This is a genomic window from Arthrospiribacter ruber (genome assembly GCF_019343195.1).
Classification (GTDB): domain Bacteria; phylum Bacteroidota; class Bacteroidia; order Cytophagales; family Cyclobacteriaceae; genus Arthrospiribacter; species Arthrospiribacter ruber.
Genome location: NZ_RPHB01000012.1, coordinates 62,705 through 87,735, shown reverse-complemented (window position 1 = coordinate 87,735; position 25,031 = coordinate 62,705). Strand labels below are relative to the sequence as shown.

The 25,031-nt window shown below is 40.3% G+C and carries 26 protein-coding genes; 13 read left to right on the top strand and 13 right to left on the bottom strand.

Going from position 1 to position 25,031, the window contains the following annotated elements; all coding sequences use genetic code 11:
* Positions 1-150 precede the first annotated feature (150 nt).
* Entirely contained in the window at positions 151-1,830 is a 1,680-nt protein-coding gene (ettA, locus tag EGN73_RS20765) for an energy-dependent translational throttle protein EttA (protein WP_219293901.1), read from the bottom strand.
* 137 nt (positions 1,831-1,967) lie between these two features.
* On the opposite strand from ettA, the gene EGN73_RS20760 reads away from it, so the two are divergent.
* Both EGN73_RS20760 and EGN73_RS20755 read left to right on the top strand, forming a co-directional pair.
* On the top strand, positions 1,968-3,215 hold the full coding sequence (locus EGN73_RS20760; protein WP_219293899.1) for a DUF349 domain-containing protein: 1,248 nt from the start codon (positions 1,968-1,970) through the stop codon (positions 3,213-3,215).
* A gap of 78 nt (positions 3,216-3,293) precedes the next feature.
* Positions 3,294-3,515, top strand: a complete 222-nt coding sequence (locus tag EGN73_RS20755; protein WP_008625540.1) for a DUF2795 domain-containing protein — start codon at positions 3,294-3,296, stop codon at positions 3,513-3,515.
* Between the two features lie 27 nt (positions 3,516-3,542).
* On the opposite strand, the gene EGN73_RS20750 is transcribed toward EGN73_RS20755, so the two are convergent.
* From EGN73_RS20750 to queA, 5 genes are all read right to left on the bottom strand, one after another.
* Positions 3,543-4,277 carry a LytR/AlgR family response regulator transcription factor gene (locus tag EGN73_RS20750; RefSeq protein ID WP_219293897.1) on the bottom strand — a complete coding sequence of 245 codons (735 nt, stop codon included), beginning with the start codon at positions 4,275-4,277 and terminating at the stop codon, positions 3,543-3,545.
* On the bottom strand, positions 4,274-5,278 hold the full coding sequence (locus EGN73_RS20745; protein ID WP_219293896.1) for a sensor histidine kinase: 1,005 nt from the start codon (positions 5,276-5,278) through the stop codon (positions 4,274-4,276). The genes EGN73_RS20750 and EGN73_RS20745 overlap by 4 nt, the downstream gene beginning before the upstream one ends.
* 43 nt (positions 5,279-5,321) lie before the next feature.
* Positions 5,322-6,107, bottom strand: a complete 786-nt coding sequence (locus EGN73_RS20740; protein ID WP_219293895.1) for a LiaF transmembrane domain-containing protein — start codon at positions 6,105-6,107, stop codon at positions 5,322-5,324.
* A 113-nt stretch (positions 6,108-6,220) separates the two neighbouring features.
* Positions 6,221-6,901 (bottom strand): 2-C-methyl-D-erythritol 4-phosphate cytidylyltransferase, encoded by a 681-nt coding sequence (locus tag EGN73_RS20735; protein ID WP_219293894.1) that lies wholly within the window; start codon positions 6,899-6,901, stop codon positions 6,221-6,223.
* 109 nt (positions 6,902-7,010) lie between these two features.
* Complete coding sequence (gene queA / locus EGN73_RS20730; RefSeq protein ID WP_219293893.1) at positions 7,011-8,060, bottom strand: tRNA preQ1(34) S-adenosylmethionine ribosyltransferase-isomerase QueA; 1,050 nt, start codon at positions 8,058-8,060, stop codon at positions 7,011-7,013.
* A gap of 123 nt (positions 8,061-8,183) precedes the next feature.
* Here queA and EGN73_RS20725 point away from each other — a divergent pair, with 123 nt between their 5' ends.
* Positions 8,184-9,428: an ABC transporter permease gene (locus EGN73_RS20725; RefSeq protein ID WP_219293892.1), complete on the top strand. Its 1,245-nt coding sequence runs from the start codon at positions 8,184-8,186 to the stop codon at positions 9,426-9,428.
* Positions 9,429-9,512: 84 nt separating this feature from the next.
* On the opposite strand, the gene recA is transcribed toward EGN73_RS20725, so the two are convergent.
* The gene (gene recA, locus EGN73_RS20720; protein ID WP_219293891.1) at positions 9,513-10,544 is read right to left on the bottom strand and encodes a recombinase RecA; all 1,032 of its coding nucleotides are present in this window, start codon (positions 10,542-10,544) and stop codon (positions 9,513-9,515) included.
* Between the two features lie 177 nt (positions 10,545-10,721).
* Here recA and EGN73_RS20715 point away from each other — a divergent pair, with 177 nt between their 5' ends.
* From EGN73_RS20715 to tsf, 10 genes are all read left to right on the top strand, one after another.
* Positions 10,722-11,510 (top strand): DUF3108 domain-containing protein, encoded by a 789-nt coding sequence (locus EGN73_RS20715; RefSeq protein WP_219293890.1) that lies wholly within the window; start codon positions 10,722-10,724, stop codon positions 11,508-11,510.
* Between the two features lie 156 nt (positions 11,511-11,666).
* Positions 11,667-12,356, top strand: a complete 690-nt coding sequence (locus tag EGN73_RS20710; protein ID WP_219293889.1) for a response regulator — start codon at positions 11,667-11,669, stop codon at positions 12,354-12,356.
* A 4-nt stretch (positions 12,357-12,360) separates the two neighbouring features.
* Positions 12,361-13,419 (top strand): sensor histidine kinase, encoded by a 1,059-nt coding sequence (locus EGN73_RS20705; RefSeq protein ID WP_219293887.1) that lies wholly within the window; start codon positions 12,361-12,363, stop codon positions 13,417-13,419.
* A gap of 767 nt (positions 13,420-14,186) precedes the next feature.
* Positions 14,187-14,450, top strand: a complete 264-nt coding sequence (locus EGN73_RS20700; RefSeq protein ID WP_219293886.1) for a hypothetical protein — start codon at positions 14,187-14,189, stop codon at positions 14,448-14,450.
* Positions 14,451-14,462: 12 nt separating this feature from the next.
* Positions 14,463-14,942 (top strand): hypothetical protein, encoded by a 480-nt coding sequence (locus EGN73_RS20695; RefSeq protein ID WP_219293885.1) that lies wholly within the window; start codon positions 14,463-14,465, stop codon positions 14,940-14,942.
* A gap of 112 nt (positions 14,943-15,054) precedes the next feature.
* Positions 15,055-15,765: an RluA family pseudouridine synthase gene (locus EGN73_RS20690; RefSeq protein ID WP_219293884.1), complete on the top strand. Its 711-nt coding sequence runs from the start codon at positions 15,055-15,057 to the stop codon at positions 15,763-15,765.
* 121 nt (positions 15,766-15,886) lie between these two features.
* On the top strand, positions 15,887-16,330 hold the full coding sequence (rplM, locus tag EGN73_RS20685) for a 50S ribosomal protein L13 (protein WP_219293883.1): 444 nt from the start codon (positions 15,887-15,889) through the stop codon (positions 16,328-16,330).
* 12 nt (positions 16,331-16,342) lie between these two features.
* Entirely contained in the window at positions 16,343-16,729 is a 387-nt protein-coding gene (rpsI, locus tag EGN73_RS20680) for a 30S ribosomal protein S9 (protein ID WP_219293882.1), read from the top strand.
* Positions 16,730-16,771: 42 nt separating this feature from the next.
* On the top strand, positions 16,772-17,533 hold the full coding sequence (rpsB, locus tag EGN73_RS20675) for a 30S ribosomal protein S2 (RefSeq protein ID WP_219293881.1): 762 nt from the start codon (positions 16,772-16,774) through the stop codon (positions 17,531-17,533).
* Between the two features lie 227 nt (positions 17,534-17,760).
* The gene (tsf, locus tag EGN73_RS20670) at positions 17,761-18,591 is read left to right on the top strand and encodes a translation elongation factor Ts (protein WP_219293880.1); all 831 of its coding nucleotides are present in this window, start codon (positions 17,761-17,763) and stop codon (positions 18,589-18,591) included.
* Between the two features lie 184 nt (positions 18,592-18,775).
* Here tsf and EGN73_RS20665 read toward each other — a convergent pair whose 3' ends face one another.
* From EGN73_RS20665 to EGN73_RS20640, 6 genes are all read right to left on the bottom strand, one after another.
* Positions 18,776-19,135 (bottom strand): helix-turn-helix domain-containing protein, encoded by a 360-nt coding sequence (locus EGN73_RS20665; RefSeq protein ID WP_219293879.1) that lies wholly within the window; start codon positions 19,133-19,135, stop codon positions 18,776-18,778.
* Between the two features lie 3 nt (positions 19,136-19,138).
* Positions 19,139-19,435 (bottom strand): type II toxin-antitoxin system HigB family toxin, encoded by a 297-nt coding sequence (locus EGN73_RS20660; protein WP_219293877.1) that lies wholly within the window; start codon positions 19,433-19,435, stop codon positions 19,139-19,141.
* Between the two features lie 395 nt (positions 19,436-19,830).
* Complete coding sequence (locus tag EGN73_RS20655; RefSeq protein ID WP_219293875.1) at positions 19,831-20,424, bottom strand: hypothetical protein; 594 nt, start codon at positions 20,422-20,424, stop codon at positions 19,831-19,833.
* Between the two features lie 2 nt (positions 20,425-20,426).
* Entirely contained in the window at positions 20,427-21,761 is a 1,335-nt protein-coding gene (locus EGN73_RS20650; protein ID WP_219293873.1) for a hypothetical protein, read from the bottom strand.
* 295 nt (positions 21,762-22,056) lie between these two features.
* Positions 22,057-22,503 (bottom strand): NUDIX domain-containing protein, encoded by a 447-nt coding sequence (locus tag EGN73_RS20645; protein WP_219293871.1) that lies wholly within the window; start codon positions 22,501-22,503, stop codon positions 22,057-22,059.
* Positions 22,504-23,554: 1,051 nt separating this feature from the next.
* Complete coding sequence (locus tag EGN73_RS20640) at positions 23,555-24,844, bottom strand: aminopeptidase P family protein (protein WP_219293869.1); 1,290 nt, start codon at positions 24,842-24,844, stop codon at positions 23,555-23,557.
* Between the last annotated feature and the right edge of the window lie 187 nt (positions 24,845-25,031).

Sequence of the window (25,031 nt, the reverse complement as noted above, 5' to 3'; positions counted from 1 at the left end):
TTACTAGTCCCGAATATTTCGCCGAAGGCATATTTCTATTTATTTCACGCCAGTATATTTCACTGTTGATTTTCGCTCCTCGCCTCTTGCTTCTCATCTCTTTCTATTGCCCGAACCCCTACTTGGTACTTCGTGCTTAGTTCACTCAAATTACTTCAGCTTCTTATACTTAATCCTCCTAGGTGTCACATCACCCAGACGTTTTTTCTTGTTTTCCTCATAATCTGAAAAATTTCCTTCAAACCAGTATACCTGAGAATCCCCTTCGAAAGCTAGAATATGAGTACAGATCCTATCCAAGAACCATCTGTCGTGCGAAATGACTACTGCGCAGCCGCCGAAATTTTCCAATGCTTCCTCCAGCGCTCTGAGTGTGTTCACATCCAGGTCATTGGTAGGTTCATCCAACAGGAGAAGGTTGCCGCCTTCTTTTAAGGTCATGGCCAAATGTACCCTGTTGCGTTCTCCTCCGGAAAGTACACCGAGTTTTTTCTCCTGATCGGAACCCCCAAAGTTGAATTTACTCACATAAGCCCTGGCATTGATTTCTTTGTTGCCAAGCTTGATAAATTCGTTTCCTTCCGAAATGGCCTGATAGACCGATTTGTTGGGGTCAAGATTGTCGTGCTCTTGATCTACATAGGCAAGTTTTACAGTTTCTCCCACTTCGAAGTTTCCTGCATCTGCTTTTTCCTGACCAGTTATTAGTTTGAACAAAGTAGATTTTCCTGCACCATTTGGCCCAATGACTCCGACAATCCCGCCTTGTGGCAGGTTGAACGATAAGTCTTCAAACAATAATTTGTCTCCATAAGCTTTTGAGACACCGTTTACTTCAATGACTTTGGCTCCCAATCTTGGTCCAGGCGGGATATAAAGTTCCAGTTTGGCCTCTTTTTCTTTTCCTTCCTCACTGATAAGCTTATCATAAGCACTCAATCTGGCTTTTCCTTTTGCCTGACGGGCTTTTGGAGCCATACGTATCCATTCCAATTCTCTTTCGAGCGTTTTTTGTCTTTTCGACTCCGTTTTTTCTTCCTGTTTTAGTCTTTGCTGCTTTTGGTCCAGCCAGGAAGAGTAGTTCCCTTTCCAAGGAATGCCTTCACCTCTGTCCAGTTCAAGTATCCACCCGGCCACATTGTCGAGGAAATAACGGTCGTGTGTCACCGCAATGACTGTTCCTTTGTATTGTTGTAGATGTTGCTCCAGCCAGAGGACAGATTCTGCATCCAAGTGGTTGGTAGGCTCATCCAGCAGCAAAACATCAGGCTCCTGAAGAAGCAATCTACATAGGGCTACCCTTCTTTTTTCACCTCCTGAAAGATGTGCTACATTGGCTTCGGCAGGGGGGAGGCGTAGAGCATCCATGGCTTTTTCGAGCATGGTTTCCAGCTCCCAAGCATTGGCAGCGTCCAGCTTTTCCTGCACTTCTCCCTGCTTGGTAATCAGCTTATCCATGGCGTCCGGATCTTCCATGATGGCAGGATCCATGAATTTCTCATTGATTTCCTCAAATTCCTTCAATAATGCCACTGTCTCGGAAACCGCTTCTTCCACCACTTCTTTGACAGTTTTGGATGGGTCGAGCTGAGGCTCTTGTTCCAGCATGCCTACTGAGTACCCCGGAGACCACACCACTTCTCCAAGGAATTCCTTGTCAATGCCGGCAATGATTTTCAGGAGTGAAGATTTTCCGGATCCGTTCAGACCCAAAACACCTATTTTGGCTCCGTAAAAAAATGAGAGGTAAATGTCCTTAAGTACTTTTTTTTGAGGGGGATAAATCTTGGATACCCCGGCCATTGAAAAGATTATTTTTTCTGAACTCATTATGTGTAGGTTTTTATTGAATCTGCGCTAAGAGACAAATATGGCAAAAAAAGCCCTTTCTTAGGATAAATGCGTTTGAATTAATTAATTTGCAAAAATTAAGAAAGACTACCACGCAACCAACCTATTAGATCGAAATGGAGCATCCATACGGGTACATTAAAGATAACAAGGTTTATCTCAGAGGATTTTTGAATCAGCCGGACAGGGTGATTGGAGAAGTAAAAGAAGACGAAGCAAGCACTATCAAATATTTTGAAGATAGGTTTGTCACGCTCAAAGAAAAAATCGCAGCACTTAAAAAAGACATAGAGGAAAACCAAAATAAAGGTTCTTTTCTGATGAAACTCATCCATCTCAAAGACTCTTTGATGGAGTTTGATGCTTTGGGTGATTTTGTTCCTTTGATCGAAGAGCTGGATGAGCTTCAGGTTTATCTGGAAGATATCATCAAGAAAAACAGGGAAAGAAACCTTGAGATCAAGAGGGGGCTGATTCTGGAAGCGGAAGCGCTCAAAAACGATACAGATTGGAAAAATACCGCAGAGGAAATGAAAAACCTCAAAATGCGCTGGATAAAAACAGGACCTGTAGAGAAGGAGTTTGAAGATGAAGTAGAAGGTCAGTTCAATGCTGCTCTGGAGACTTTTTTTGAAAATCGAAAGCACTATTTCGAAGGCTTGGCGCTTCAGGCTGAAGAAAATATCAAAGTTTACGAAGATCTGGTAAGGCAGGCTAGGGAGGCATTTGATCATCCTGATGCCAAGCTGGCCTTTGAAATTTCCAAAAGAATCCAAAAGGAATGGAAGGCTTCAGGAAAAGTCCCAGCAGAGAAAAGGCAGCCGCTTTGGGATGAATTTTCTAAACTGAATAACAGGATTTTCAGCAGGTTTAGAAGAACCATGCAGACCGGCCCACAGCTGAAGCCATGGGAGCAGATCAAAAAAATGGAGGAAATGACAGAGGAAATGAAAAAGCTTGCCAAAGCTGAAACAAAACCCGATGTCATCTCGTCTGCAAAAAAACTGCAAGCTGAATGGAAGAGGATCACCCAGAGAAAGCCGAAAGACGCCGGACTGATTATGCGCTCTTTTACATTCTTCTCTGAAGTGGTTTTTGAAAAGTTGTTTCTCAATAAGCTTGTTAATTCCAAGTATGCTGATTTCTCCCAGAAGAGTGAAGATGAGCAGAAGAAGCTGAAAGCCGGAATTTTGAAGGACCTTATCTACAGAGATGAAAATGAACTGGCAACCATAAAGGAAAATGCTGAAAACTTCAGGACCAATGAGGGTGATTTTGAAATCATGTTGCGTAGAAAACTGAGTGCTTTTAAAAGGAAAGTAGATGTTAAAAATTACATCCTGAAGGAACTTTCAAATAAATAAGGAGTTAACAATTGAAAATTTAAAACAATTTCTATTTTTGCAAGCCGTTAGGGCGGTAAACACTTAAAAAATTAAGATATGTATTGGACATTAGAACTTGCATCTTATCTCGAAGATGCGCCATGGCCTGCAACCAAGGATGAGCTCATCGATTATGCTATACGTTCGGGTGCTCCTTTGGAAGTTGTTGAAAACCTCCAGGAACTGGAAGATGACGGCGAACCATACGAGAATATCGAAGAAATCTGGCCGGATTACCCTACCAAAGATGATTTCTTCTTCAACGAGGACGAATATTAAGCAAAAGCCCGGAAAATCGGGCTTTTTTTATATTCCCAGTGCTGATTTTAATCTGGGTAGTCCTGTTTTGCTTACAGGGACCTTATTGCCATTTCTCAATATAATCAGGTAGCTGTCTTTCTCATATGGCTCAATCTTGCTGATTTCATTGATTTTGACCAAATAGGATCGGTGCGTCCTTACAAACTGGGACGGATCAAGGTTCTTTTCGTAAAAGGTAAGTGTCTTGTTTTTTAAAAACTTGCCCTCCTTGGTGTAGATATTTACATAATCATCATTGGCCTCGAGATAAAGCACATCGGAGACAGGTATGATCTTTATTTCATTTTTCACTTTTAGTACAATCCGATTGTGCTGTTCTGCTGCCTGATCTTCAGGAAATTCCCTTTCAGTTTCTGAGGATCCTGAATGATTGATCTGAAGATACTTTTCAATAGCTTTTGCAAATCTTGATTTTGAAAAGGGTTTCAACAGGTAGTCAATGGCATGTGCGTCGAAGGCTTTCATAGCATACTGGTCAAATGCTGTCGTGAAGATTACAGCAGGAGGGTGTTCCACCAATTCCAAAAGTTCCAGGCCATTGAGTTTTGGCATTTCTATGTCCAAAAAAATCAGGTCGGGTTGATACGTTTGAATAGCTTTGACCCCTTCAAAGCCATCATGGCAGATGGCCATTATTTCAAACTGAGGGTAGCCTGCCAGGTATTCTTTGACGATTTCTGTGGCTAGTGGTTCGTCATCTATGACTACTGTCCGAATCATTTTTCTGCTATTTGTGGGATTTTGACTTGTACTGTAAATATATGCCCATCTTCTCTGGTATTGAGCAGGTCATTTCTTCCAAAAATAAGAAAAAGTCTTCTTGCGACCACTTCCAGACCAAATCCACTTCCTTTTGCTTTTCCTGAATCCGGATTGAATGGATTTTCAATCAAAATCTCAAGGTTGCCTGGCCTGTATTGTGCCCTTATTTTAATCAAAACATCGCCGGTCACACCATACAATCCATGTTTTATGGCATTTTCGACCAAGGGCTGTAGCAGTAGCTGGGGTATTGTGAGCTGATCGGTTTCGGAGTCAATCTCAAGAATTGTTTCTAACCTGTGGCCAAATCTGACTTTTTCAATGGAAAGAAATAGCTCCAGATGTTCCAGTTCGGATTTTAGTGTGAGCCATTTTTTATTGTTTTGTATGGTGCCACGTAAAAAGTCCGCCAATTGGAAAATCATTTCCCTGGCTCTTTCAGGATCGGATTTGATCAATGCACTGACAGAATTGAGGCTGTTGAATAGGAAGTGAGGCTGCAGCTGCTGTCTCAGTTGATGGAGTTCGGCCTCTCTTGACATTTCTTCTATTTTGGAAAGACGCTCTTTGATGTCTATCTGCTCTTCTATTCGGGAGTTGAGAACCAAAAGTATTGACCAGGCCAACAGTACCAGCACTGCGATGAAGCCTTTTACTGGAAGAAGGTTGTCTGTAAACAGCAAATATTCAGAAGCAGAAGGCAGCAGCAATGTGATCGTTTTTTGCGAAATGTAGGCCAAAGTCAGGCCTGTCACTAATGGGAAGCTTATCAAAAGCCACCATTGGGACTTTTTAGGAGAAAAGTACCTGAAAATATTGTCCAGTACTATAAATCCTAAAAGCAAGAATGCGGTAAATGTAGCTGCCTCGGTGACAGATGGTAGCCATTCCTGACCGTAGAATACAGGAAGCAAGGAAATGGCAGCAATCCACAAAGTGATTGCTGCTGAAAATATCATGTAGTTGGCTTTTAAGTACTTTAAAAAGCTCCTGCCCATGGTATCAGAAGGACTTGATCTCAATTCCGCCGAAAATCACAGAGCCATATAGTTTAAGTACTTTGGTTTCTGTATTGGGTACTGGCTGATACATTCTTTTGTCTTCCACTCCCGCAAAGATGTTGGTCACATTGATCTGTAGGTCCCAATGGGGCGGGACTATAAGTTTTACCCCACCGAAGGCGACCTCAATGTTGATCGCGGCACCTTCCACCAAGTCAGCCTGGGTAAGATCAATGTCTGTGCCTCCGAATATTGCAGAGATTTTTCCTCCTCTCAGGCTTTTGCTCATCACTCTCCTTTGAATCCCTGTAAACAGTGCTTGAGCATCAATGTAGTCTGAGAAGTCGGATGTCTTTGGTCCGTAGCCTGAATTAGTGCTGTCTCCTTCCGAGCCGCCGAGCCCCAGGTTTTCATCAAACTTTTTCATGGACTCTGAAAAGCTTTGTTCAAAGGACTTTTGGTCACTTTGTCTTTTAATGATCAGGTAAATGCCCAGCGTGATAAGCCCTACAGGAATGATGTAAGGGAAAAGGTTGAATGGAAGGTTAAAGTTTTTGACCACCAAAGCAACAGAACCGAAAATTATCAAAAACATTCCAAAGCCGCTTTTGAAGTTGCTTTTCATACTGATGACTACACCCACCGCGATGATGATCATGGGCCAGGTGGTCACCCAGCTTGGGAACCATATCCCCAATGTTCTCAAAAGGATTATACCTCCTATCAGTACAAGAATCACACCTACGGTGATGTCATTGTTTTTTGCCGGATAATTAGATTTTGCCATTGTTTTGATTTTTGTTATGTCAAAACTAGCAACTGACCCAAATATCCTGGATTGGAAAAAGGTGGCTAAAGTGAAAATCTCGGTAAACGGGGGAGTTTACCCGGTGAAAAAAATCAGGACGTTTTTTTACCGAGTATGAATTCTGCATACTCCATGTCTTCAGGGGTGGTAATTTTTATATTTTCTGTATTGCCCGCAATCAGACTTACCTGCCAGCCTTGGTGTTCGTATACCGTAGCATCATCTGTGAAATGATGTAGCTCAGTAGCCTCAAATGCTTTTTTGATTTTGCTTACTTGAAAAGTCTGTGGGGTCTGTACCAGTCTGAAATATTGTCTTTCCTGAAAAAATGATTTTCCGTCATCTGTGAGTTTGCGTATAGAGTCTTTTAACGCTACAACAGCTATGGCAGACCCTTGGTCTTGGGCAGTTTGGAAGCTGTTGAGGATCACTTCTGTATTCACAAAGGGCCTCACGCCATCATGAATGGCTACCAGGCCATCATGGTCCAGGATACGTGCGAGACCGTTTCTGACAGATTGAAATCTACTTTTTCCTCCTTTTGTAAGTAAGTGTGGTAAGTGGAAATCATGTTTTTGGCAGAGGGAATGCCAAAAGTCGAAGTCAGTTTCGGGGATTACGAGTATCAGATTGATTGAACTGTCTGTTAGGAAAAATTTTTCTAAAGTGTGCATCAAAACAGGTTTGCCACCTATCTCCAAGTATTGTTTTGGAATAGGACTTCCCATTCTCGTGCCACTTCCACCTGCTACTATAATAGCGTATTTTTTCATCTGTTTGTAAAAGAAACCCAAAAGTAATGATCCAATGCCCTCGTAAGATTAAGGGAAGATCAATAAAATGTCAAGAAAAAAAAGAGGCCTATATGAGGCCCTTTTTTCATTATAAAATCAACATGGCATCTCCATAGGAGAAAAACCTGTATTTCTCTTTTACCGCCTCTTGGTAGGCTTTCATAATCAGGTCGTATCCTCCAAAAGCTGATGCCGTCATCAAGAGGGTTGATTCCGGAAGATGGAAGTTGGTGATAAGGCTATTAGCGATTTTGAACTCGTATGGAGGGATGATAAACTTGTCTGTCCATCCACTGCTTGCCTTAAGTCTGTTATTTGCTGTTACGGAAGATTCAATGGTTTTTAGAGAGGTTGTGCCCACTGCGACAACCCTTCTTTTTTCTTCGAGTGCTTCATTGACTTTTTCTACGGTCTTTTCAGGGATGTCGTAGTTTTCGGAGTCCATTTTGTGCTTGGTAAGGTCTTCTACGTCTACCTGTCGGAATGTGCCCAATCCCACGTGAAGGGTAATAGGACATACCTCAACACCTTTAAGCTCTAGTCTTTTTAGAAGATGAGGAGTAAAGTGAAGTCCAGCGGTGGGAGCAGCGACTGCGCCTACATTTTTTGCAAAAATGGTCTGGTACCTTTCTCTGTCCTCGGCCTCGACTTTTCTATCGATGAACTCCTTTAATATAGGTGTTTCACCAAGGGTGTCGATGGTTTTGTAAAATTCTTCGTCAGTACCGTCAAACAAGAACCTAATGGTACGGCCTCTTGAGGTGGTATTGTCAATAACTTCAGCTACCAGGTCACTGTCGCCAAAATAAAGTTTGTTTCCTACCCTGATTTTCCTTGCGGGATCTACAAGCACATCCCACAGACGGAGATCTTTATTGAGCTCTCTGAGGAGGAACACTTCGATTTTGGCACCGGTTTTTTCTTTGTTGCCATATAGTCTGGCAGGAAATACTTTGGTGTCATTCATGACAAATACATCTCCGTCTCCAAAGTATTCTATAATGTCCTTGAATACTTTATGCTCAATCTCCCCCGTTTTACGGTTTACCACCATTAAACGTGACTCGTCACGGTTATCAGTTGGATAAAGAGAAATAAGCTTTTTGGGGACGTCAAATTTAAAGTCTGATAACTTCATATAGTAGGAATAGAATTAGCTACAATTTGTGAATTAAGAATAATCTTAAAAACTGCAAAGATAACAATAAAAATCCCTAAATCTACCTATCTTGGCAATTAGTTTTTAACAAGTTATAAATCCGTGGTACTACTAAAACTCATTTGGGAAAGCTTGGTGTTTGCCATGCAAGCACTTAAATCGAATCTGACCAGGACAATCTTGTCCCTTCTGGGAGTCACTGTGGGGATCTTTGCGATTATTGCAGTTTTTACCTTGGTGGATTCTTTGGAAAAAAACATAAAATCCAGTTTTAGTTTTCTGGGAAGTAATACTGTCACGGTCAATCGCTTCCAGTTTGTGGGCGGCCCTGATTATCCTTGGTGGAAATATTTTAGAAGGCCTTACAATACTTTTGATGAATATTTGTTTCTGAAAGATAAGATGAAAAGTGCCGAAGCCGTAGCCTTTTCTGCCTCAGCCAATACCACCATACAATCAGGAAGCAATTCATACAAAGGCACCAACCTTACTGGTATCACTTTTTCATACAAAGACGTTTACGATATTCCCTTGGAATCAGGAAGGTTTTTCACCGAACTGGAAATCAGCTCCTCCCGTAATGTAGCGATCATCGGGACCAAAATTGCCAATACGCTCTTTTTCAATCGTAATCCATTGGGAAAGGAAGTGAAGATCAAAGGATCTAAATTTGTGGTAATAGGTTTGTTTGAAGAAGAAGGGGAGGGGCTGTTTGAAATTGCTTCCAAAGATGAGGCAGTAATGATTCCCTACGGGAGTTTTACGAAGCTGTATTATGTAGGGCAAAATGGGATAGAGCCTAGTATAGCAGTCAAAGGTAAGGATGAAGATGTAGGTTTGATAGCCCTTGAAAATGAGCTGATAGGTCTACTTCGGGCTAAAAGAGGTCTGAAACCTACTCAGGAAGATAATTTTTCGCTCAATAAGTCGGAATTTATCATGAATACTATAGGGTCAATTTTCGATGTGATCAGTGCAGCAGGTTGGGTCATAGGCGGTTTTTCCATACTTGTAGGTGGATTTGGTATTGCCAATATCATGTTTGTGTCTGTGAAGGAAAGAACAAGTATCATTGGGATTCAAAAATCACTTGGGGCCAAAAACTACTTTATTCTCTTCCAGTTCCTTTTTGAAGCAGTTTTTCTTAGCTTGATAGGGGGGATTACAGGGATATTGATTGTTTTCGGGATTACTTTTATTCCGGTGGGTTCCTTGGAACTGGTATTGTCTTTCAAAAATATTCTTCTGGGTCTTGGTATATCTTCCGTGATCGGGATAGTTTCGGGGATAGTGCCGGCTACTCTGGCCGCCAGGCTGGATCCTGTGGAGGCCATTAGGGCCACGTAAAAAATAGGTCGTCAAAGTGCCCCGAAAAAATAATCCCGACTGAGTCAATCAGTCGGGATTTACGTTTTTAGTGAAAAATGAAGATCAGTCTTCTCCTTCCTCAATAGGAAGAGAGGCTGTTCCTATTCCTGCTTTTTCCTTGATTTTTTTCTCAATTTCCTCCATCAGTTCAGGATTGTCCAAAAGTAGATTTTTGACAGAATCACGGCCCTGTCCCAACTTGTTGCCTTCATAGCTGAACCAGGATCCTGCTTTCTTGACGATGTCAAACTCCACCCCAAGATCAATGATTTCACCGACTTTGGAGATGCCCTGTCCATACATGATGTCAAATTCAACGACTTTGAAAGGAGGTGCGACTTTGTTTTTTACCACTTTCACTTTGGTGCGGTTGCCCAATACATTATCAGCCCCTTCTTTGATCTGACCGATTCTTCTGATGTCCAATCTGACGGAAGCGTAGAATTTCAAGGCGTTACCTCCAGTGGTGGTTTCAGGGTTGCCGAACATCACCCCGATTTTTTCTCTCAGCTGGTTGATGAAAATACAGGCACAACCTGTCTTATTGATGGCACCTGTAAGCTTTCTTAGCGCCTGAGACATCAATCTGGCCTGAAGTCCCATTTTGCTGTCACCCATATCTCCTTCCAGTTCACCTTTAGGTACCAATGCAGCCACCGAATCTATGACGATGATGTCAATGGCTCCCGAGCGGATAAGGTGTTCTGCAATTTCCAAGGCCTGCTCACCATTGTCCGGCTGGGAAATCAAAAGGTTTTCAATGTCAATGCCCAGTTTTTCGGCATAGGTTTTATCAAAAGCGTGTTCTGCATCTATAAAAGCCGCAAGTCCCCCTGCTTTTTGTGCTTCTGCGATGCAGTGCATGGTAAGGGTGGTCTTACCAGAGGATTCAGGACCGTAGATTTCGATCACCCTACCTCTGGGGATTCCTCCTACACCCAATGCCATATCAAGTCCCAATGAACCGGTAGATATGGCCGGGACATCCTGTACCTTATTGTCACTTAGCTTCATGACAGTACCCTTGCCGTAGGTCTTTTCCAGTTTGTCAATTGTCAGCTGGAGAGCTTTGAGTTTTTCTGAATTTGCGCTCATATTTTTGTGTTAACAATTCGTTGATTTGAATATGTGAAATTAATAATTGATAATTGGAGGCCCAACACTTCCAAAATGGATACGTAAGTACTTTTTGGAACCAAAAATCAGGCTTCTTCAATCAGATGCTAATATTGGAATAAGATTTGAAAAGCTTTCAGTACAAATCCTAAATTAATGAAAAATACCCTCATAAAGTCACTAGTTGTCGCATTTTTTTCTTTACTAATAATTTTCCCTGTCTTGGGACAAAAGAATACTGCATTTGATTCGGGCGAAGAGTTGGTGTTTAAAGTAAGTTATATGTTTTTGGATGCGGCTGAAGCTAAAATGAAAGTCAGTCCGCAAGTCACCTCTGTGAACAATAAGCCTACGTATAAAATAGATGTATTTGGAGAGACACTTGGGGTGTTCAAGCTATTTAGGGTCAATAATAATTGGGGGACCTACCTTGATACAACCAAGATAATCCCCTATCAGTCGTACAGGCATATAGAAGAAGGGAAATACAGGAAACATGAGCAGGTGATCTTTGATCACGAAAAGAAAAATGCCCATGTAAAATTGTATGACAGGGAAAACAAAGAACTTGTGGATACGAAGGATTATAAAGTACCCGCCAATGTGCAGGATATTGTGAGTGGTTTTTACCAATTGCGTACCATGGATCTGAAAAGACTGAAAAAAGGGGATTCGGTGACTTTGACAGGTTTTTTTGACAAAGAGGTGTACAATCTCAAGCTGGAGTACAAAGGCAAGGAAACAGTATCTACGAAATTAGGTACATTTTCTTCATTTGTTTTTTCTCCAATAATCCCCAAAAACAAACTCTTCCGTGGAGAGCAACCTGTGACCATTTGGGTCACGGATGACAAAAATAAAATACCCGTAAAAATCAAAGCTAAACTTGCAGTAGGTGCGCTTGATATGGAAATCATGGAAGCTAGAGGTTTGCGTAATAATTAAATCATAATTAAGTAACTATTATTTAACATTGGCAGGGGTAAAGTGAAATTAATGTTGTTTTTCCTGTCCTTTCCGTGAATATGATCTTTTTATGTGAAGGCTTTTTTTAAATTAGCATCGCCTTAGCGCAAGATTTTAAAAACCCGCCAATCTCAAATGAGCGATAAACCAAAAGTAAAAGTACTGGTAGTCGATGACGAACCGGATATTGTTGACCTGCTTTCTTACAATCTCAAAAAAGAAGGCTATGACGTGGAATCTGCCGAAGATGGGGTCAAAGCCGTAAAAACGGCTATTAAATTTAATCCTGACGTTATTTTGTTGGATATCATGATGCCCAATCAGGATGGAGTAGAGACCTGTAGACAAATCAGGGATATACCCGAACTGAAAAATGCTTTCATTATCTTTTTGACTGCACGTTCGGAGGAATACTCTGAAGTAGCGGCTTTTGACGTTGGGGCGGATGATTATATCACCAAGCCTATCAAACCCAGAGCGCTGATGAGCAGGATCGGTGCTTTGTTCAGGAGGGAATCAAAAAAAGAACAGGAGTTTTCCCAGATCAAAATCAAAGATTTGATCATAGACAGGACAAGTTATACGATAGACAAAAGCGGAAAAATCATCACACTTCCCAAAAAAGAATTCGAACTTTTGTATTTCCTTGCCAAAAACCCTAATATGGTATTCAGTAGAGATGACCTTTTGCAGAATATCTGGGGAGCAGATGTGTTTGTTTTAGCTAGGACGGTAGACGTTCACATCAGAAAAGTCAGAGAAAAAATCGGCGATGATTACATCACTACTGTAAAAGGAGTAGGTTATAAGTTCGACTTGAATTGATTGTATGCTGACCACATCGAGGGGGATTTCTTTAGTATTGGCTATAGCTATATCCACCCTCACTGTAGCCTTTTTGTTTTTGCTGGATGACGCCACACCCACATTGCTCCTTGTTGCAGGCGCCATATCATTTTCTGTGGCATATATCCTGATGAATGTGACGTTGGAGTTTTTGATTTTCAAAGAAATCAGCAGTATATACAGTGTGCTGGAAAAAATACAAAAGAAAGATTATACCGTCGTCTCAGAAAGGGCCACCCGCCTGTCCATTTCCCCTCTCCGCAAAATCAATAAGACCATCAATACCTATGCACAATCCAAAAATAAGGAGATAGAGGCCCTACAGAAAAATGCAGCATTCAGAAGGGAGTTCATAGCGGATATTTCCCATGAACTGAAAACCCCGATTTTTGCAGCACAAGGTTATATCCATACGCTTTTGGATGGGGCAGTAGAGGATAAGTCGGTCAGGTTGAAGTTTTTGAAGAGGGCCGCAAAGAGCCTCAATGCCCTTGATAAACTGGTGCAGGATCTTCTGACCCTGAATCAGATGGAAAGCGGTGTGATCAAATTCCACTTTGAAACTTTTGACCTCAAAGAAGTGATTCATGAAGTTATAGAAGAACTGGAGCATAAAGCAGAAAGACGGGATATGTTGATCCGCTTTTATTATGACAAGGAAAAAACTTACAGGACTTTGGCGGATAAGGACAAGATTTTTAGGGTATGCCAAAACCTGATTTCCAATGCGATCAAATATAATAATGATGGGGGAGAAGTGGAGGTACATTTGAAATCCCACAAAAACCATATTACTGTAGAGGTCAAGGACAATGGTAAGGGAATTCCTCCCGAGGATTTGAAAAGAATTTTTGAGCGTTTTTATAGAGTAGAGAAAAGCCGCTCCAGAGAAAAAGGAGGCACCGGTTTGGGCCTTGCGATAGTCAAACACATTCTTGAGGGGCATAAGAGCAAGATTTCTGTGAGCAGCACTTTGGGCAAAGGGTCTATTTTCAGTTTTGAATTGCCGGTGGAAAAGGGAGGGACGAGGAAAGGGAGTTGAGGTGAAATGGGCGAAGCTCTTTCGAAATTCATTATTCGATGTTCGATATTTCATAATATCGAATAATGAATGATGAATAATGAATCAAGAAGTCAGAGAAATATGAGGCAGGCGTTGTTGACCTTTGGGGTTTCCTAAATTCCGAAGGTCTGCATGGGGAAAAGAGAGGAGGTGAGAGGTTAGAGACGAAGAATCAAGAAACAAGATACAAGAAACAAGATACAAGAAACAAGATACAAGATACAAGAAACAAGAGCCAAGAACCAAGAGCATAGTACAAGATGGATTGAGATTTGTGTAGAGGTAAGTATATAGAACAGCCTCGTAATTCGTCTATCGTAATTCGTAAATTGAGCAAATACAAGAAATAAGATACAAGACAAAAGAAACAGGGTAGAGGTATGATAATCCTAAGGCTTCATAACTCGTCCTTCATAAATCCCAATATATTGATAGTCAGTAGGGTACAGATAAATTTTAACTAAAATTTATTAAAAAAATCTTGTCTTTTGAATTTTTAGTTTTTACATTGACTAAGTAATTATTTTAACCTTTTCAAAAAACTTTTCAAAAAATGAAGAATTACTAACCCCCCCCCCACACACAGCTTCTTAAACAGATCACTTGTTTTAAGTAGGCAGTTTTGCCACCTGTTTCTCTTTTTATTGATTCTTGTCACTTTCAGTTGTCAGGAATTTGATACAAACCTCCCAGGGGTTGCCATTGAAGAGAATGATATCCACTATGTAGACATAGATCAGGCAAAAATGATAGCAGGAATTATCGAATTTCCTATGCCGCAGGATTTAGACCGAAGTCCCCAAAATACAAATCAACGTGATTTTGATAATGAATATCTTAGGGGTGTTTTCTGTTCGGGTCAATCCCTCCTTAAATTACATATGAATTGGGGCTGGGGTGGACTAGGAAATGGTCTTTTCAGCTATAATAATTGGACTGTGACGCTACCGACAGGGCAGACTTTCAATTTCAACAACAATAAAACAATGGTATTTAATATTATCCCTTAAAATTAACTTGTCATGAAAAATTTAATTTACCTTCTTCCCTTTCTCCTTTTGATGGTAAGTGCTTGTTCAAAAGAAGAAGAAGCTCTACCAAATCTAGGCGTTTTCATTGATACTAGTGTGGTTATCACTATCCTAGACGAACAAGGAAACAACCGATTGGATCCTAATCATGAGAGATATCTTGATCCTGAGGATATCAAAATCTTCTACGAAATAAATGGACGGCTAGAAGAGTTTTATGAAGATCATCTTGACATGCCCAGAAACTTCAGAATAAATCAGCCGGGATTCGGAAGGGATTATAATTTGGCTTTATTTTTAAGTGAAAAGACAGTTATTCAGTGGAATGAAAATGAGAGTGATTCTATAGAAGCTGAAATTTATAGATCTGATGACTTAAATCGTATTCAATTAATTAAAGTTTACTTTAATGGTGATTTGAAATGGGACAATGCCAGTTTGACAGCAAGTGAATTTACAATTATCAAGTAAGAATAGCACCTTTCGGAAATTTAGATAAAAATCCTTCCGCTGGGAAGGATTTTTTTTACCCCATCCTTTTTCTACCTTTGCAAACTCTTTGAAAAGAGACACGGGGAAATACATGAAAAAAATAGACTTTAAAGATCTTATTCTGTTTGAAAACGAGGATTACCTTGTTGTCAACAAGCCTCCCTATTTATCGACATTGGACGATAGGCATGAAGCCCAGAATATTCTGGACCTTGCCCGGCAATACACCCCTGATGCCCAGGTGTGTCATCGGCTGGATAAGGAGACTTCAGGCTGCTTAGTGATCGCCAAACACCCGGAAGCTTACCGACACATTGCGATCCAGTTTGAGGACAGAAAGGTCAATAAAATCTATCATGCGGTAGTAGAGGGGATCCGTGAGTTCAAAAATGAGCTTGTAGACCGGAATATCCATGCTACCAATAAAGGAATCGCCAAAATCACGAAGGATGGTAAGCCTTCCCAAACGGTATTCAATACGCTGAAGGCGTATTACAACCATACCTTGGTAGAATGCAGGCCGGTCACCGGCAGGTTGCATCAGATCAGGGTACACCTGGCTTACCTCAAGTCCCCGATATGTGGAGATGAGATGTACGGCGGCAAGCCACTGTATCTTTCATCTTTGAAAAGGCGGTTCAATCTCAAAAAGAACACAGATGAATTGCCTATTATGCAAAGGGTATCGCTTCATGCCCATGCGATAAGCTTTACGGGAGTAGATGACAGCCCTATTGAGGTGCATGCCCCTTACCCTAAAGACTTTGAGGTCTTGGTCAAACAGTTGGAAAAAAACAGCTAAGTCCTAGAAAATGTGGGTAATAAATTGGTTTCTTTTGCAATAAAAAGAAATTACTTCTATCTTTGTGTCCCTTTTTGAGGGTGAAGTATATTTAACAAGCTAATAATTAAACATTTACACAGTGGATACATTAAGCTACAAGACCAAATCGGCAAATGCTGCTACTGTAGACAAAAAATGGGTGGTAGTGGATGCCCAGTCTGCAGTATTGGGTAGGTTTGCCAGTGAGGTTGCAAGAATCCTAAGGGGTAAGCATAAGCCTTATTACACCCCTCACGTAGACTGCGGAGACAACGTGATTGTCATCAATGCAGACAAGGTTAGACTAACAGGTAGAAAGATGGACGAGAAAGTTTACGTCCGTCATACCGGATACCCAGGTGGTCAGAGAATTTCTACTCCAAGAATCCTGAAAGACAAATCAGCATCTATTCTTGTGGAGAAAGCTGTCAGAGGTATGTTGCCTAAAAACAGATTGGGCAGACAGTTGTACAGAAATCTTTTTGTTTACAACGGTCCTGAGCACCCGCATGCGGCTCAGCAACCAAAAGAAGTCAAACTTTAATCTCAGCAGTTTATGGAAATTATCAACACAATCGGTAGAAGAAAGACATCTGTTGCAAGAATCTACATGAAGCCTGGGAATGGAGAGATCGTGGTCAACAACAGGACCATCGAGCAGTACTTCCCATTTGATCTGCATCAGATTGTCGTGAAGCAGCCATTGGCACTCGTAGGAGTGGATGGTTCTTATGACATCAAAATCAACGTAGACGGTGGTGGTATCAAAGGTCAGGCAGAAGCGGCAAGAATGGCAATCGCCAGAGCCCTATGCGAATTTGACATTGAGCACAGACCTGCGTTGAAAAAAGAAGGTTTCCTTACCCGTGACCCTAGAATGGTAGAGCGTAAGAAGCCAGGACGTAGAAAAGCAAGAAGAAGATTCCAGTTCTCTAAACGTTAATCTGGATTTTCCCAAAATTTCATATCGAAACTATATTTATTAATGGCACAAATAGAATATAAAGACTTACTGGATGCTGGTGTTCACTTTGGACACTTGACGAGAAAGTGGGATCCAAGAATGGCGCCGTATATCTTCATGGAGAAGAACGGTATCCATATCATTGACCTAAACAAAACGCTTGTTTGCCTCGAAGAAGCATCCAATGCAATCAAGCAGATCGTTCGCTCAGGCAAAAAAGTAATGTTTGTCGCTACCAAAAAGCAGGCAAAAGACTTAGTAGCCGATGAAGCAAAAAGACTTAACATGCCTTACGTAACCGAAAGATGGTTGGGCGGTATGTTGACCAACTTTGCTACTATCAGGAAATCCTTGAAGAAGATGTCCACCATCGACAAAATGATGAAGGAAGATGCTTACAAGAACCTGGCGAAGAAAGAGCGATTGATGATCACAAGACAAAGAGAAAAACTTGAATCTGTATTGGGCGGTATCGCTGACCTTACCAGACTTCCTGCTGCTTTGTTTGTGGTTGATATTAAAAGAGAGCACATTGCTATTGCAGAAGCTCAAAAGCTTGGTATCCCTGTTTTCGCTTTGGTCGATACTAACTCCAATCCTGGAGAAGTGGATTTCCCAATCCCGGCAAATGACGATGCATTCAAATCTATCTCTTTATTGGTGAAGGCGTTTGGTGCAGCTATCGAAGAAGGTCTTTCCGAAAGAAAGAAAGACAAAGAAGAAGCTAAACTTTCTGAAGAGGAAGAAGCTAAGAAAGCTGTAGATGCTGGATCTGAAGAGTAATCCACATTGAAATAATATACATTACAAAAAAATTGAACATGTGGTCTTGGCCTGTGTTCAATTTTTTGTTTTTACCAAACCTTTGAGGTTTTTCAGATTCTTTTGGTCTAAACTTATGATAGTTTAAACCTCGAAGGTTTCATCTTGGGATACTGTCGAAATTCAAAAGTTGACAGGTCTCGCTCAAAAAATAGAAAAAAGTTTAATCTCATAAATTGACTAAAACAATGGCTATTACTGCACAAGAAGTAAACAAATTGAGACAAATGACCGGAGCCGGTATGATGGACTGTAAAAAAGCCCTTACTGAAGCGGAAGGTGACTTTGAAAAAGCTATCGATATCCTTAGAAAAAAAGGACAGAAGGTATCTGCTTCCAGAGCTGATAGAGAGACCAAAGAAGGTACAATCGTTACTCACGTGAGTGAAGACAGTACTACTGGTACGCTTTTGTCATTGACTTGCGAAACTGACTTTGTTGCCAAAAACGATGAGTTTGTCGCTTTTGCCAATACACTTTTGGATCTTGCAGTGTCTAACAATGCCAACACTGCTGCAGAAGTAAATGCACTTCCTTTCGAAAACATCACCGTTGCTGAGAAAATCGTAGAGATGACCGGTAAAATCGGCGAGAAAATCGAGGTTTCCCACTTTGAAAAAGTTACAGGTGAAGCAGTAGTGCCTTATATCCACTCCAATGGCAAATTAGGTGTATTGGTAGCTTTGACTAATACTAGCGGTGCGGACGTAGAAGAGGCTGGCAAAGATGTAGCGATGCAGATTGCTGCCATGAACCCTGTCGCTGTAGACAAAGACGGAGTAGACGCTTCTGTGATCGAGAGAGAAATCGAAGTAGGTAAAGACCAGGCACGACAAGAAGGCAAGCCGGAAGAGATGCTTGAGAAAATCGCTTTGGGTAAATTGAACAAGTTCTACAAAGAAAACACATTGCTTAGCCAGGCATTTGTAAAGGACAACAGCAAGTCTATTGCTCAGTACCTTGACAGTGTAAGCAAAGGCATGACCGTAGCTGCTTTCAAGAGAGTGTCTATTGGATAATTGTGATTTTAGATTTTAGATCTCAGATTTAAGATTAAAACATAGTATAAAAGCTGACTTCGAAAGGGGTCGGCTTTTTTTATAACCTTTGAGGTTTTAAAAAACCTCGAAGGTTTTACCCATAAAATCCAATTTAAACTCTCGAGGTCTGGAAGACATTAAGGATTTACAGGTCTCTTCGACTCTAGACTCCCAATACAATAGAAGCTTCAATATCTAGCTTTTTGCTGATTTCTCTTGCGATTTTTAGTGTCGGTTCACTTTTCCCATTCAGGTACTCGCTGATCCTGGAGGTACTTACACCAAGGTGTTCGGATAGTGACTTTTGTGTTAAACCTCTTTCTTGCATGCGGAGTCTTATTGCTTCTGCCAAAGTAGGAGCCATTATCGCGTGCTGCTTCTCTTCATAGTCTGCTACTAAGTCAGAAAGTAGGTTCAATTCTACAAATCCTTTTTCATCAGGATTTTCTATATTATCTGGATTGGAAAGTAGTTCTTCGATCCTTTCTATAATAGCATTATATTCTTTTTCAGACTTAATCATGATTCAAATGTTTTGAATGTCCTTTATTTTATCATACTCAGCATGTGTACCGATGAATCTGATATAAACCTTTTTTGCATTGAATGATATAATTGCAATCAACCGATATGTATTTCCTTTGATATTAAAAACAAATCGATGATTGTCCACATAGTCAACTGAATTGAAATCGTTTTTGATGTCATTTAATGAACTCCAGTCTTTCTTACTTGTAGTAGAATACCAGAAGCGCAGTGCCAATTCAGAATCAACATGTTTCTTTGCAAATTCTTGTATTCGTTTATAAGTAACGATCCTCATTAAATTTTTGAAAGAATAAATTATTCTATTTTACAAAATAAAATTACAAAATATGTAATTATTTTACAATGCTTTTCAACTTACAGACGAAGTTTCTTAAAGAGAAAGTTAGGCTGCGGGTAGATCACATGATTAAAAAAATATTTAACTCGGTCAATTCGACCCCCGCCGGGGTCGTACCCTTCATATGTTGATCGATGCTATAATCATATGATCCCTTTGGGATCCATGGAGGTTTTCTTGAAAAATTTGTCTCGAAGTTTTTTTAAAGCTGTATAAAAAGCTGATCCTGAGAAGAGTCAGCTTTTTTTAGACCTGTCGGGTTTCAAAAACCTGAGAGGTCTCTTCGACCCTAGACTCCCAATACAATAGAAGCTTCGATATCTAGCTTTTTGCTAATTTCTGATTCGATAATACATCGACAAACTTGTCAAGTGATTGTTCCAAATCCAATCATAGCCTAGGTAGAAGTGAATTTGGTCAGTGAACTTTTTATTTTGATAACCAATTCTGGCCCCAGGCTGGAAATAACTGAACACCGGCTCGTAAGATTTGTAGATCGATGTGCTTGATAAATTGTTGTTATGATCGGTACTTCTAACTGTTATGCGTGTTGACATTTGGCTGCCATAAAAGAAGTTTACACCTGCGCCAAAGGACAAGTTTTGGTTGAACAATATGAAATTTTTCTCCAAACCTGTATAAAACCTGGCACTGCGCTCGTACCACCAAGACCTACATCCTTCTGGTCTATTGCAGGGCAGAAGTGCATCAAAACCAAGTTCATTGTTCCAGATGAGTTGGTGTTTGCTCCATACAGGTCTTTTATTAGAAACAAACAAACCTGCGCCAAAGTCATTTCCTTCTTTGAAATGGCCATGGCTTACAGTAGAGAGCCTTCCTCCAAGGTACCATTGGCTTTTGCTTTGTGCCAAGCTTTCAAAAGAGAACAAGCAAACTAAGAAAATGGTAATCCATAAAGTTTTCATATTTAATTAAATCTCACTATTTGGGGGACGACAGTAAACCTAACATAATGCTCCTTTCCGCTTCTGGGAATAAGAAATTTATGAACCCCTAGAGGCCCAATGAACCCATTGTCGAAATCCGCCAAGTAGTTCCAATTTAATTCTTCACACCTATTCCAAGATTGTGTAAATATTAACCTATTTTTACTTTGCGAGAACTCCACACTAGTTGTATTGGTTATTTCACCTTCCTCATTCTCTTCTGATACATTTACAAATTTACTTACACTTGATGTATTTTTCTTATAGGACATTCCTATCTGGACATTAGCATTACTTTGGCTAAATGATGTAAGTAAAGTAGGAGCGAAATTCTTTTTTATTGAAAAATCGCCTCGCACAATTTTTTTATTAGTTACAATATGATTAGGGCTAGTAGTGATACTGGCAGACCAAATTGTTATTTTATTATGCCATGGCCAAGCTCTTGTGTTTCCAGTAAGTTGAAAGTCAGGCATTACAAATCTAACTATATCAGTAGGAAGTAAATTGCTGCAGTTTACACCAATTTCGTGCGGGTATCGAATTGATGGTTGAGGATCAGGATTTCCTATTTCACCTGAGTCCCAAGGGGGGAGTTCCGAATCATTCCCATTTAAATGCATCAATTCATTTTCTTCAAAAGATCCAATTACTATGGTTGGGTTTTCTTTGGCGTAATCATCATTAACAAAAATGATTTCATGACTTAATGAGTTCTTTTCGCTAGACTCCTGTTTTAAAAAAAAGAAATCTGAAGGGCTTATTGTTTTTAAAGGAATTCCTGGAGTTTCACCTTCCCACCCCGGATCGTATTCTAAACCTTGGGTTTCCATTTCTTGAGTCCACCAAGACACTGTCAACTCAGTTATGGACTCTGGGTCGAAATTATCATATAGATAAGGAGCTAAAATGCCAATATCATTTTCATTGATAAAATCTATAAGCTCTTGTTCATTGAAGTCTGTTTCTCCTGTTGTTCTTAGATTTTCTGCTTTAATAAAAAATGAACTTACGATAGCTGAATGTTTTCTGGTAAGTGGATTGATATTTTCAGTAAATAGCTTTTTCATACTATACTCAATATCGTTTTCATTACCCTCAATTTCAGCAAATTCAAACAACTCCCTCCTTGCCTCAGGATCCTTGAATACCTCTCCCATAAATAGGGTTAATTCTTTAAGTTTATTTTCATAAGCGACTGGATCTTGATCTTTTAGCATTGTTTCAAGCCCCTCTTTTAATTCATCCTGACCACTTTCTTGGCAGGAACTAAATCCCAATAAGGTTACTATTGAGATAGATAGATAGTGTTTCATTAAGTAAAATTTAAATTAAAATAAATATATAGTTTTCAATAATAATGAAATAAAAATTAGGTCACAAATAATTATGATAAAAAATAATATTTGAAAAGTGCAATAAAAATCATTAATGAAGAAAAAATATTATTTAATCATTCTTTTAAGGTTATTTTTATAGGATTTATTTTATATGGAGAATTTTAAAAAAAATCCTATAATCACGTAGGTGTTGGCATGTAGCATGTTGGACCTTGAAAAAAATCGCATGTTTAAAATAGAAGCTTAAGAGACGGATTCAATATCCAATTTCCTACTGAGTTTTTTTGCTTCGATCCTTTCCGTCCAATGCTTTCGCAATAATCTTCTCATGGTCAAATGCCAATTCCGGAAGTTCAGATGTTGGGAACCATTCAGTTTCAGCACTGTCAGATCCGGATTTTGCCATTGACATCAGCCCCTCAATACATTCGAAATAGTAGGCAACAGAAATTGTCCACCCTCTTGGATCTCGGCCTTTTTCTCCAAAAACCCCGATCATGCTTAATGGCTTTAGCTCAAGACTTGTTTCTTCATTCAGTTCCCTTTGAACAGCTTTTTCGGGAATTTCATCTTCATCCACAAAGCCACCGGGCAAAGCCCATTTGCCTTTAAATGGATCATTTTTCCTTTTTATCAGGAGAATGCTGTTTTTTTCGGTACAAACTACTACAGCATCTACAGTAACTGCCGGCCGGGGAAAATCATAAGAATAGGTCATAAAGAAAAGATTAATTTTTGTGGAACTGATGAATTGATTATATGTATATCCGCAATTATACCACTAGCCAATTTAAATAAGTGCCTAGATCAATCAGATACTAATAGATATTGGATATTCATTGATATTGGCTAGAAATCATAGGTTTGCTCCATTATTTAGGTCCTACTGGTAAGTAAGCGGATAATCAAGATTGATTAATTGGAGAACTGTTGAAATGATTAATTGATGAACTGTTGAATTGTTGGTAACCTTCTTGATTCATCATTCATCATTCGATATTTTTTACCCTTCCAGAATTCACCCTGCCTAGTACAATTGACATTCCTTGCCTCTGCCCCTCGTAAATCGTAACTCGTAATTCGTCAATCTTAACTCCCTTCTTTATTCATCATTCATCATTCGAAATTCGATATTCCTCACAATTCCTAAAAATCCCATTCCTAAATGAAACTACTCATCACTTACCTCTGCCCCTCGTAAATCGTACTTCGTAACTCGTAACTCCCTTCATCCCTTCCCTGTTTTTGGCGGACCCCAATTCTCACTCTTTGACATCCCTCGGCCAAAAACAATTTCAACGTTCTGGCTCAAACCCCAGGGTTGAAACCCTGGGCTATTACATTATTCGCCCTAACAGGGCTGAGTGTTCCTCCAACATACAGACCTTCTTGATTCATCATTCATCATTCGAAATTCGATATTCTTTACCCTTCCAGAATTCACCCTGCCTAGTACAATTGACATTCCTTGCCTCTGCCCCTCGTAAATCGTATTTCGTAATTCGTAACTCCCTTCTTCTTGATTCATCATTCATCATTCATCATTCGATATTCCTCACCATTCCAAAATTCCCAGTTTCCTATTACATTCAGGCATACCTTACCTCTGCCCCTCGTAAATCGTACTTCGTAACTCGTAACTCCCTTCATTATTCATCATTCGATATTCGATATTCCTCACAATTCCCAAAAATCCCATTCCTAAATGAAACTACTCATCACTTACCTCTGCCCCTCGTAAATCGTACTTCGTAATTCGTAAATTAAAATTATTTATTCATCAGCTCCTCAATCACCTCTGCCTCAATAGGGATATTGCGCATCAGATCCAGGTAGCCATTATCTTGGATCACAATGTTGTTTTCTAAGCGGATTCCAAGGTTTTCTTCAGGAATATAGATGCCAGGTTCTACCGTAAATACCATTCCGGAGCTGATCGGTTCATACATGGTCCCGACATCATGCACGTCCAAACCGAGATGGTGGGAAGTACCGTGCATAAAATACTTTTTGTAAGCAGGCCACTTGGGATCCTGATTTTGTATGTCGGTTTGGTCGATCAAGCCCAATCCCAGCAGCTCTGACTGCATCATCAGGCCGACTTCTTTATGATACTCCTGAATATTGATACCAGGTCTTAAAATGTCCATTGCTCCTTTTTGCACCCTCAGCACGGCCTCATAGACGGAGCGCTGACGTGGGGTAAATCTGCCGTTAACAGGTATGGTTCTGGACATGTCCGCATTGTAATTGCCGTATTCAGCACCTACGTCAAAAAGTATCAGATCCCCGTCTTTGCAGGTTTCCTTATTTTCCAAATAATGCAGCACACAGGCATTGGCTCCGGAGGCGATGATTGGTTCGTAGGCAAAACCTTTGCTCCTATTTTTGATGAATTCATGGATAAACTCCGCTTCAATTTCATATTCAGTCACCCCGGGCTTGACAAATGAGAGGATTCTTCTGAATCCTTTTTCGGTAATGTCGCAGGCGATCTGCATCTGATTGATTTCTTCCTGTTCTTTTACCGCCCTTAGCTGATGCATCAAGGGAGCCACTCTGTGATAGGTGTGGAGCGGGTAGCGCTCACGACAACTTTTGATAAACCTCGCATCCCTTGTTTCTACCACCACACCGGCCCTAAGATGCTCATTGGTATTGAGGAATACATGCTCGCTCAAGGAGATCAGAGTGTTGAATACATTTTCAAACTTGTCCAGCCATTGTATATTTTCTATTCCTGAGGCCTCCTGTGCTTCCTCTTTGGTGTATTTGTGTCCTTCCCAAATTGCGATATGCTCGTTGGTTTCCCTCAAAAAAAGAATTTCCCTCATGTCAGGGTCTGGGAAATCCGGGCAAATGACCAGAATACTTTCTTCCTGATCTATTCCCGAAAGGTATAAAAGGTCATTGTTCTGCCTGAATTTCATGGTGCCATCTGCATTGGTAGGCATGATGTCGTTGGAATGGAAAACTGCCAAGGATTTACTTGGTAGCTTTTCAGCCAGCTTTTTTCTGTTTTTGATATATAGTGTATTTGGGAGAGGGGTGTATTTCATGATGATTTGGATGTTTTTGAAAACTGCTTGATGTTAGATATTTACGTTGTACAAAGTACTAAGTACCATGTACCAAGAAAGTAGGATTGAAGATTCTTCAGAATTTAGAGTTCAGATTTGCAAGGAGCTTAACTAATACTACTTTGTCAAATTAGCTGTTTAGGCCAAACATGGCAGGTTGATAAGC

What these genes read in the sequence shown, in the direction of transcription:
- ettA (WP_219293901.1), bottom strand. Translation starts at nt 1,830, where the DNA reads ATGAGTTCAGAAAAAATAATCTTTTCAATGGCCGGGGTATCCAAGATT.
- EGN73_RS20710 (WP_219293889.1), top strand. Translation starts at nt 11,667, where the DNA reads ATGAGCGATAAACCAAAAGTAAAAGTACTGGTAGTCGATGACGAACCG.
- EGN73_RS20695 (WP_219293885.1), top strand. Translation starts at nt 14,463, where the DNA reads ATGAAAAATTTAATTTACCTTCTTCCCTTTCTCCTTTTGATGGTAAGT.
- EGN73_RS20640 (WP_219293869.1), bottom strand. Translation starts at nt 24,844, where the DNA reads ATGAAATACACCCCTCTCCCAAATACACTATATATCAAAAACAGAAAA.
- EGN73_RS20650 (WP_219293873.1), bottom strand. Translation starts at nt 21,761, where the DNA reads ATGAAACACTATCTATCTATCTCAATAGTAACCTTATTGGGATTTAGT.
- EGN73_RS20715 (WP_219293890.1), top strand. Translation starts at nt 10,722, where the DNA reads ATGAAAAATACCCTCATAAAGTCACTAGTTGTCGCATTTTTTTCTTTA.
- rpsB (WP_219293881.1), top strand. Translation starts at nt 16,772, where the DNA reads ATGGCACAAATAGAATATAAAGACTTACTGGATGCTGGTGTTCACTTT.
- EGN73_RS20700 (WP_219293886.1), top strand. Translation starts at nt 14,187, where the DNA reads ATGATAGCAGGAATTATCGAATTTCCTATGCCGCAGGATTTAGACCGA.
- EGN73_RS20645 (WP_219293871.1), bottom strand. Translation starts at nt 22,503, where the DNA reads ATGACCTATTCTTATGATTTTCCCCGGCCGGCAGTTACTGTAGATGCT.
- EGN73_RS20660 (WP_219293877.1), bottom strand. Translation starts at nt 19,435, where the DNA reads ATGAGGATCGTTACTTATAAACGAATACAAGAATTTGCAAAGAAACAT.
- EGN73_RS20735 (WP_219293894.1), bottom strand. Translation starts at nt 6,901, where the DNA reads ATGAAAAAATACGCTATTATAGTAGCAGGTGGAAGTGGCACGAGAATG.
- EGN73_RS20740 (WP_219293895.1), bottom strand. Translation starts at nt 6,107, where the DNA reads ATGGCAAAATCTAATTATCCGGCAAAAAACAATGACATCACCGTAGGT.
- EGN73_RS20655 (WP_219293875.1), bottom strand. Translation starts at nt 20,424, where the DNA reads ATGAAAACTTTATGGATTACCATTTTCTTAGTTTGCTTGTTCTCTTTT.
- recA (WP_219293891.1), bottom strand. Translation starts at nt 10,544, where the DNA reads ATGAGCGCAAATTCAGAAAAACTCAAAGCTCTCCAGCTGACAATTGAC.
- tsf (WP_219293880.1), top strand. Translation starts at nt 17,761, where the DNA reads ATGGCTATTACTGCACAAGAAGTAAACAAATTGAGACAAATGACCGGA.
- EGN73_RS20705 (WP_219293887.1), top strand. Translation starts at nt 12,361, where the DNA reads ATGCTGACCACATCGAGGGGGATTTCTTTAGTATTGGCTATAGCTATA.
- EGN73_RS20690 (WP_219293884.1), top strand. Translation starts at nt 15,055, where the DNA reads ATGAAAAAAATAGACTTTAAAGATCTTATTCTGTTTGAAAACGAGGAT.
- EGN73_RS20750 (WP_219293897.1), bottom strand. Translation starts at nt 4,277, where the DNA reads ATGATTCGGACAGTAGTCATAGATGACGAACCACTAGCCACAGAAATC.
- EGN73_RS20665 (WP_219293879.1), bottom strand. Translation starts at nt 19,135, where the DNA reads ATGATTAAGTCTGAAAAAGAATATAATGCTATTATAGAAAGGATCGAA.
- EGN73_RS20745 (WP_219293896.1), bottom strand. Translation starts at nt 5,278, where the DNA reads ATGATATTTTCAGCAGCAATCACTTTGTGGATTGCTGCCATTTCCTTG.
- queA (WP_219293893.1), bottom strand. Translation starts at nt 8,060, where the DNA reads ATGAAGTTATCAGACTTTAAATTTGACGTCCCCAAAAAGCTTATTTCT.
- rpsI (WP_219293882.1), top strand. Translation starts at nt 16,343, where the DNA reads ATGGAAATTATCAACACAATCGGTAGAAGAAAGACATCTGTTGCAAGA.
- EGN73_RS20755 (WP_008625540.1), top strand. Translation starts at nt 3,294, where the DNA reads ATGTATTGGACATTAGAACTTGCATCTTATCTCGAAGATGCGCCATGG.
- EGN73_RS20760 (WP_219293899.1), top strand. Translation starts at nt 1,968, where the DNA reads ATGGAGCATCCATACGGGTACATTAAAGATAACAAGGTTTATCTCAGA.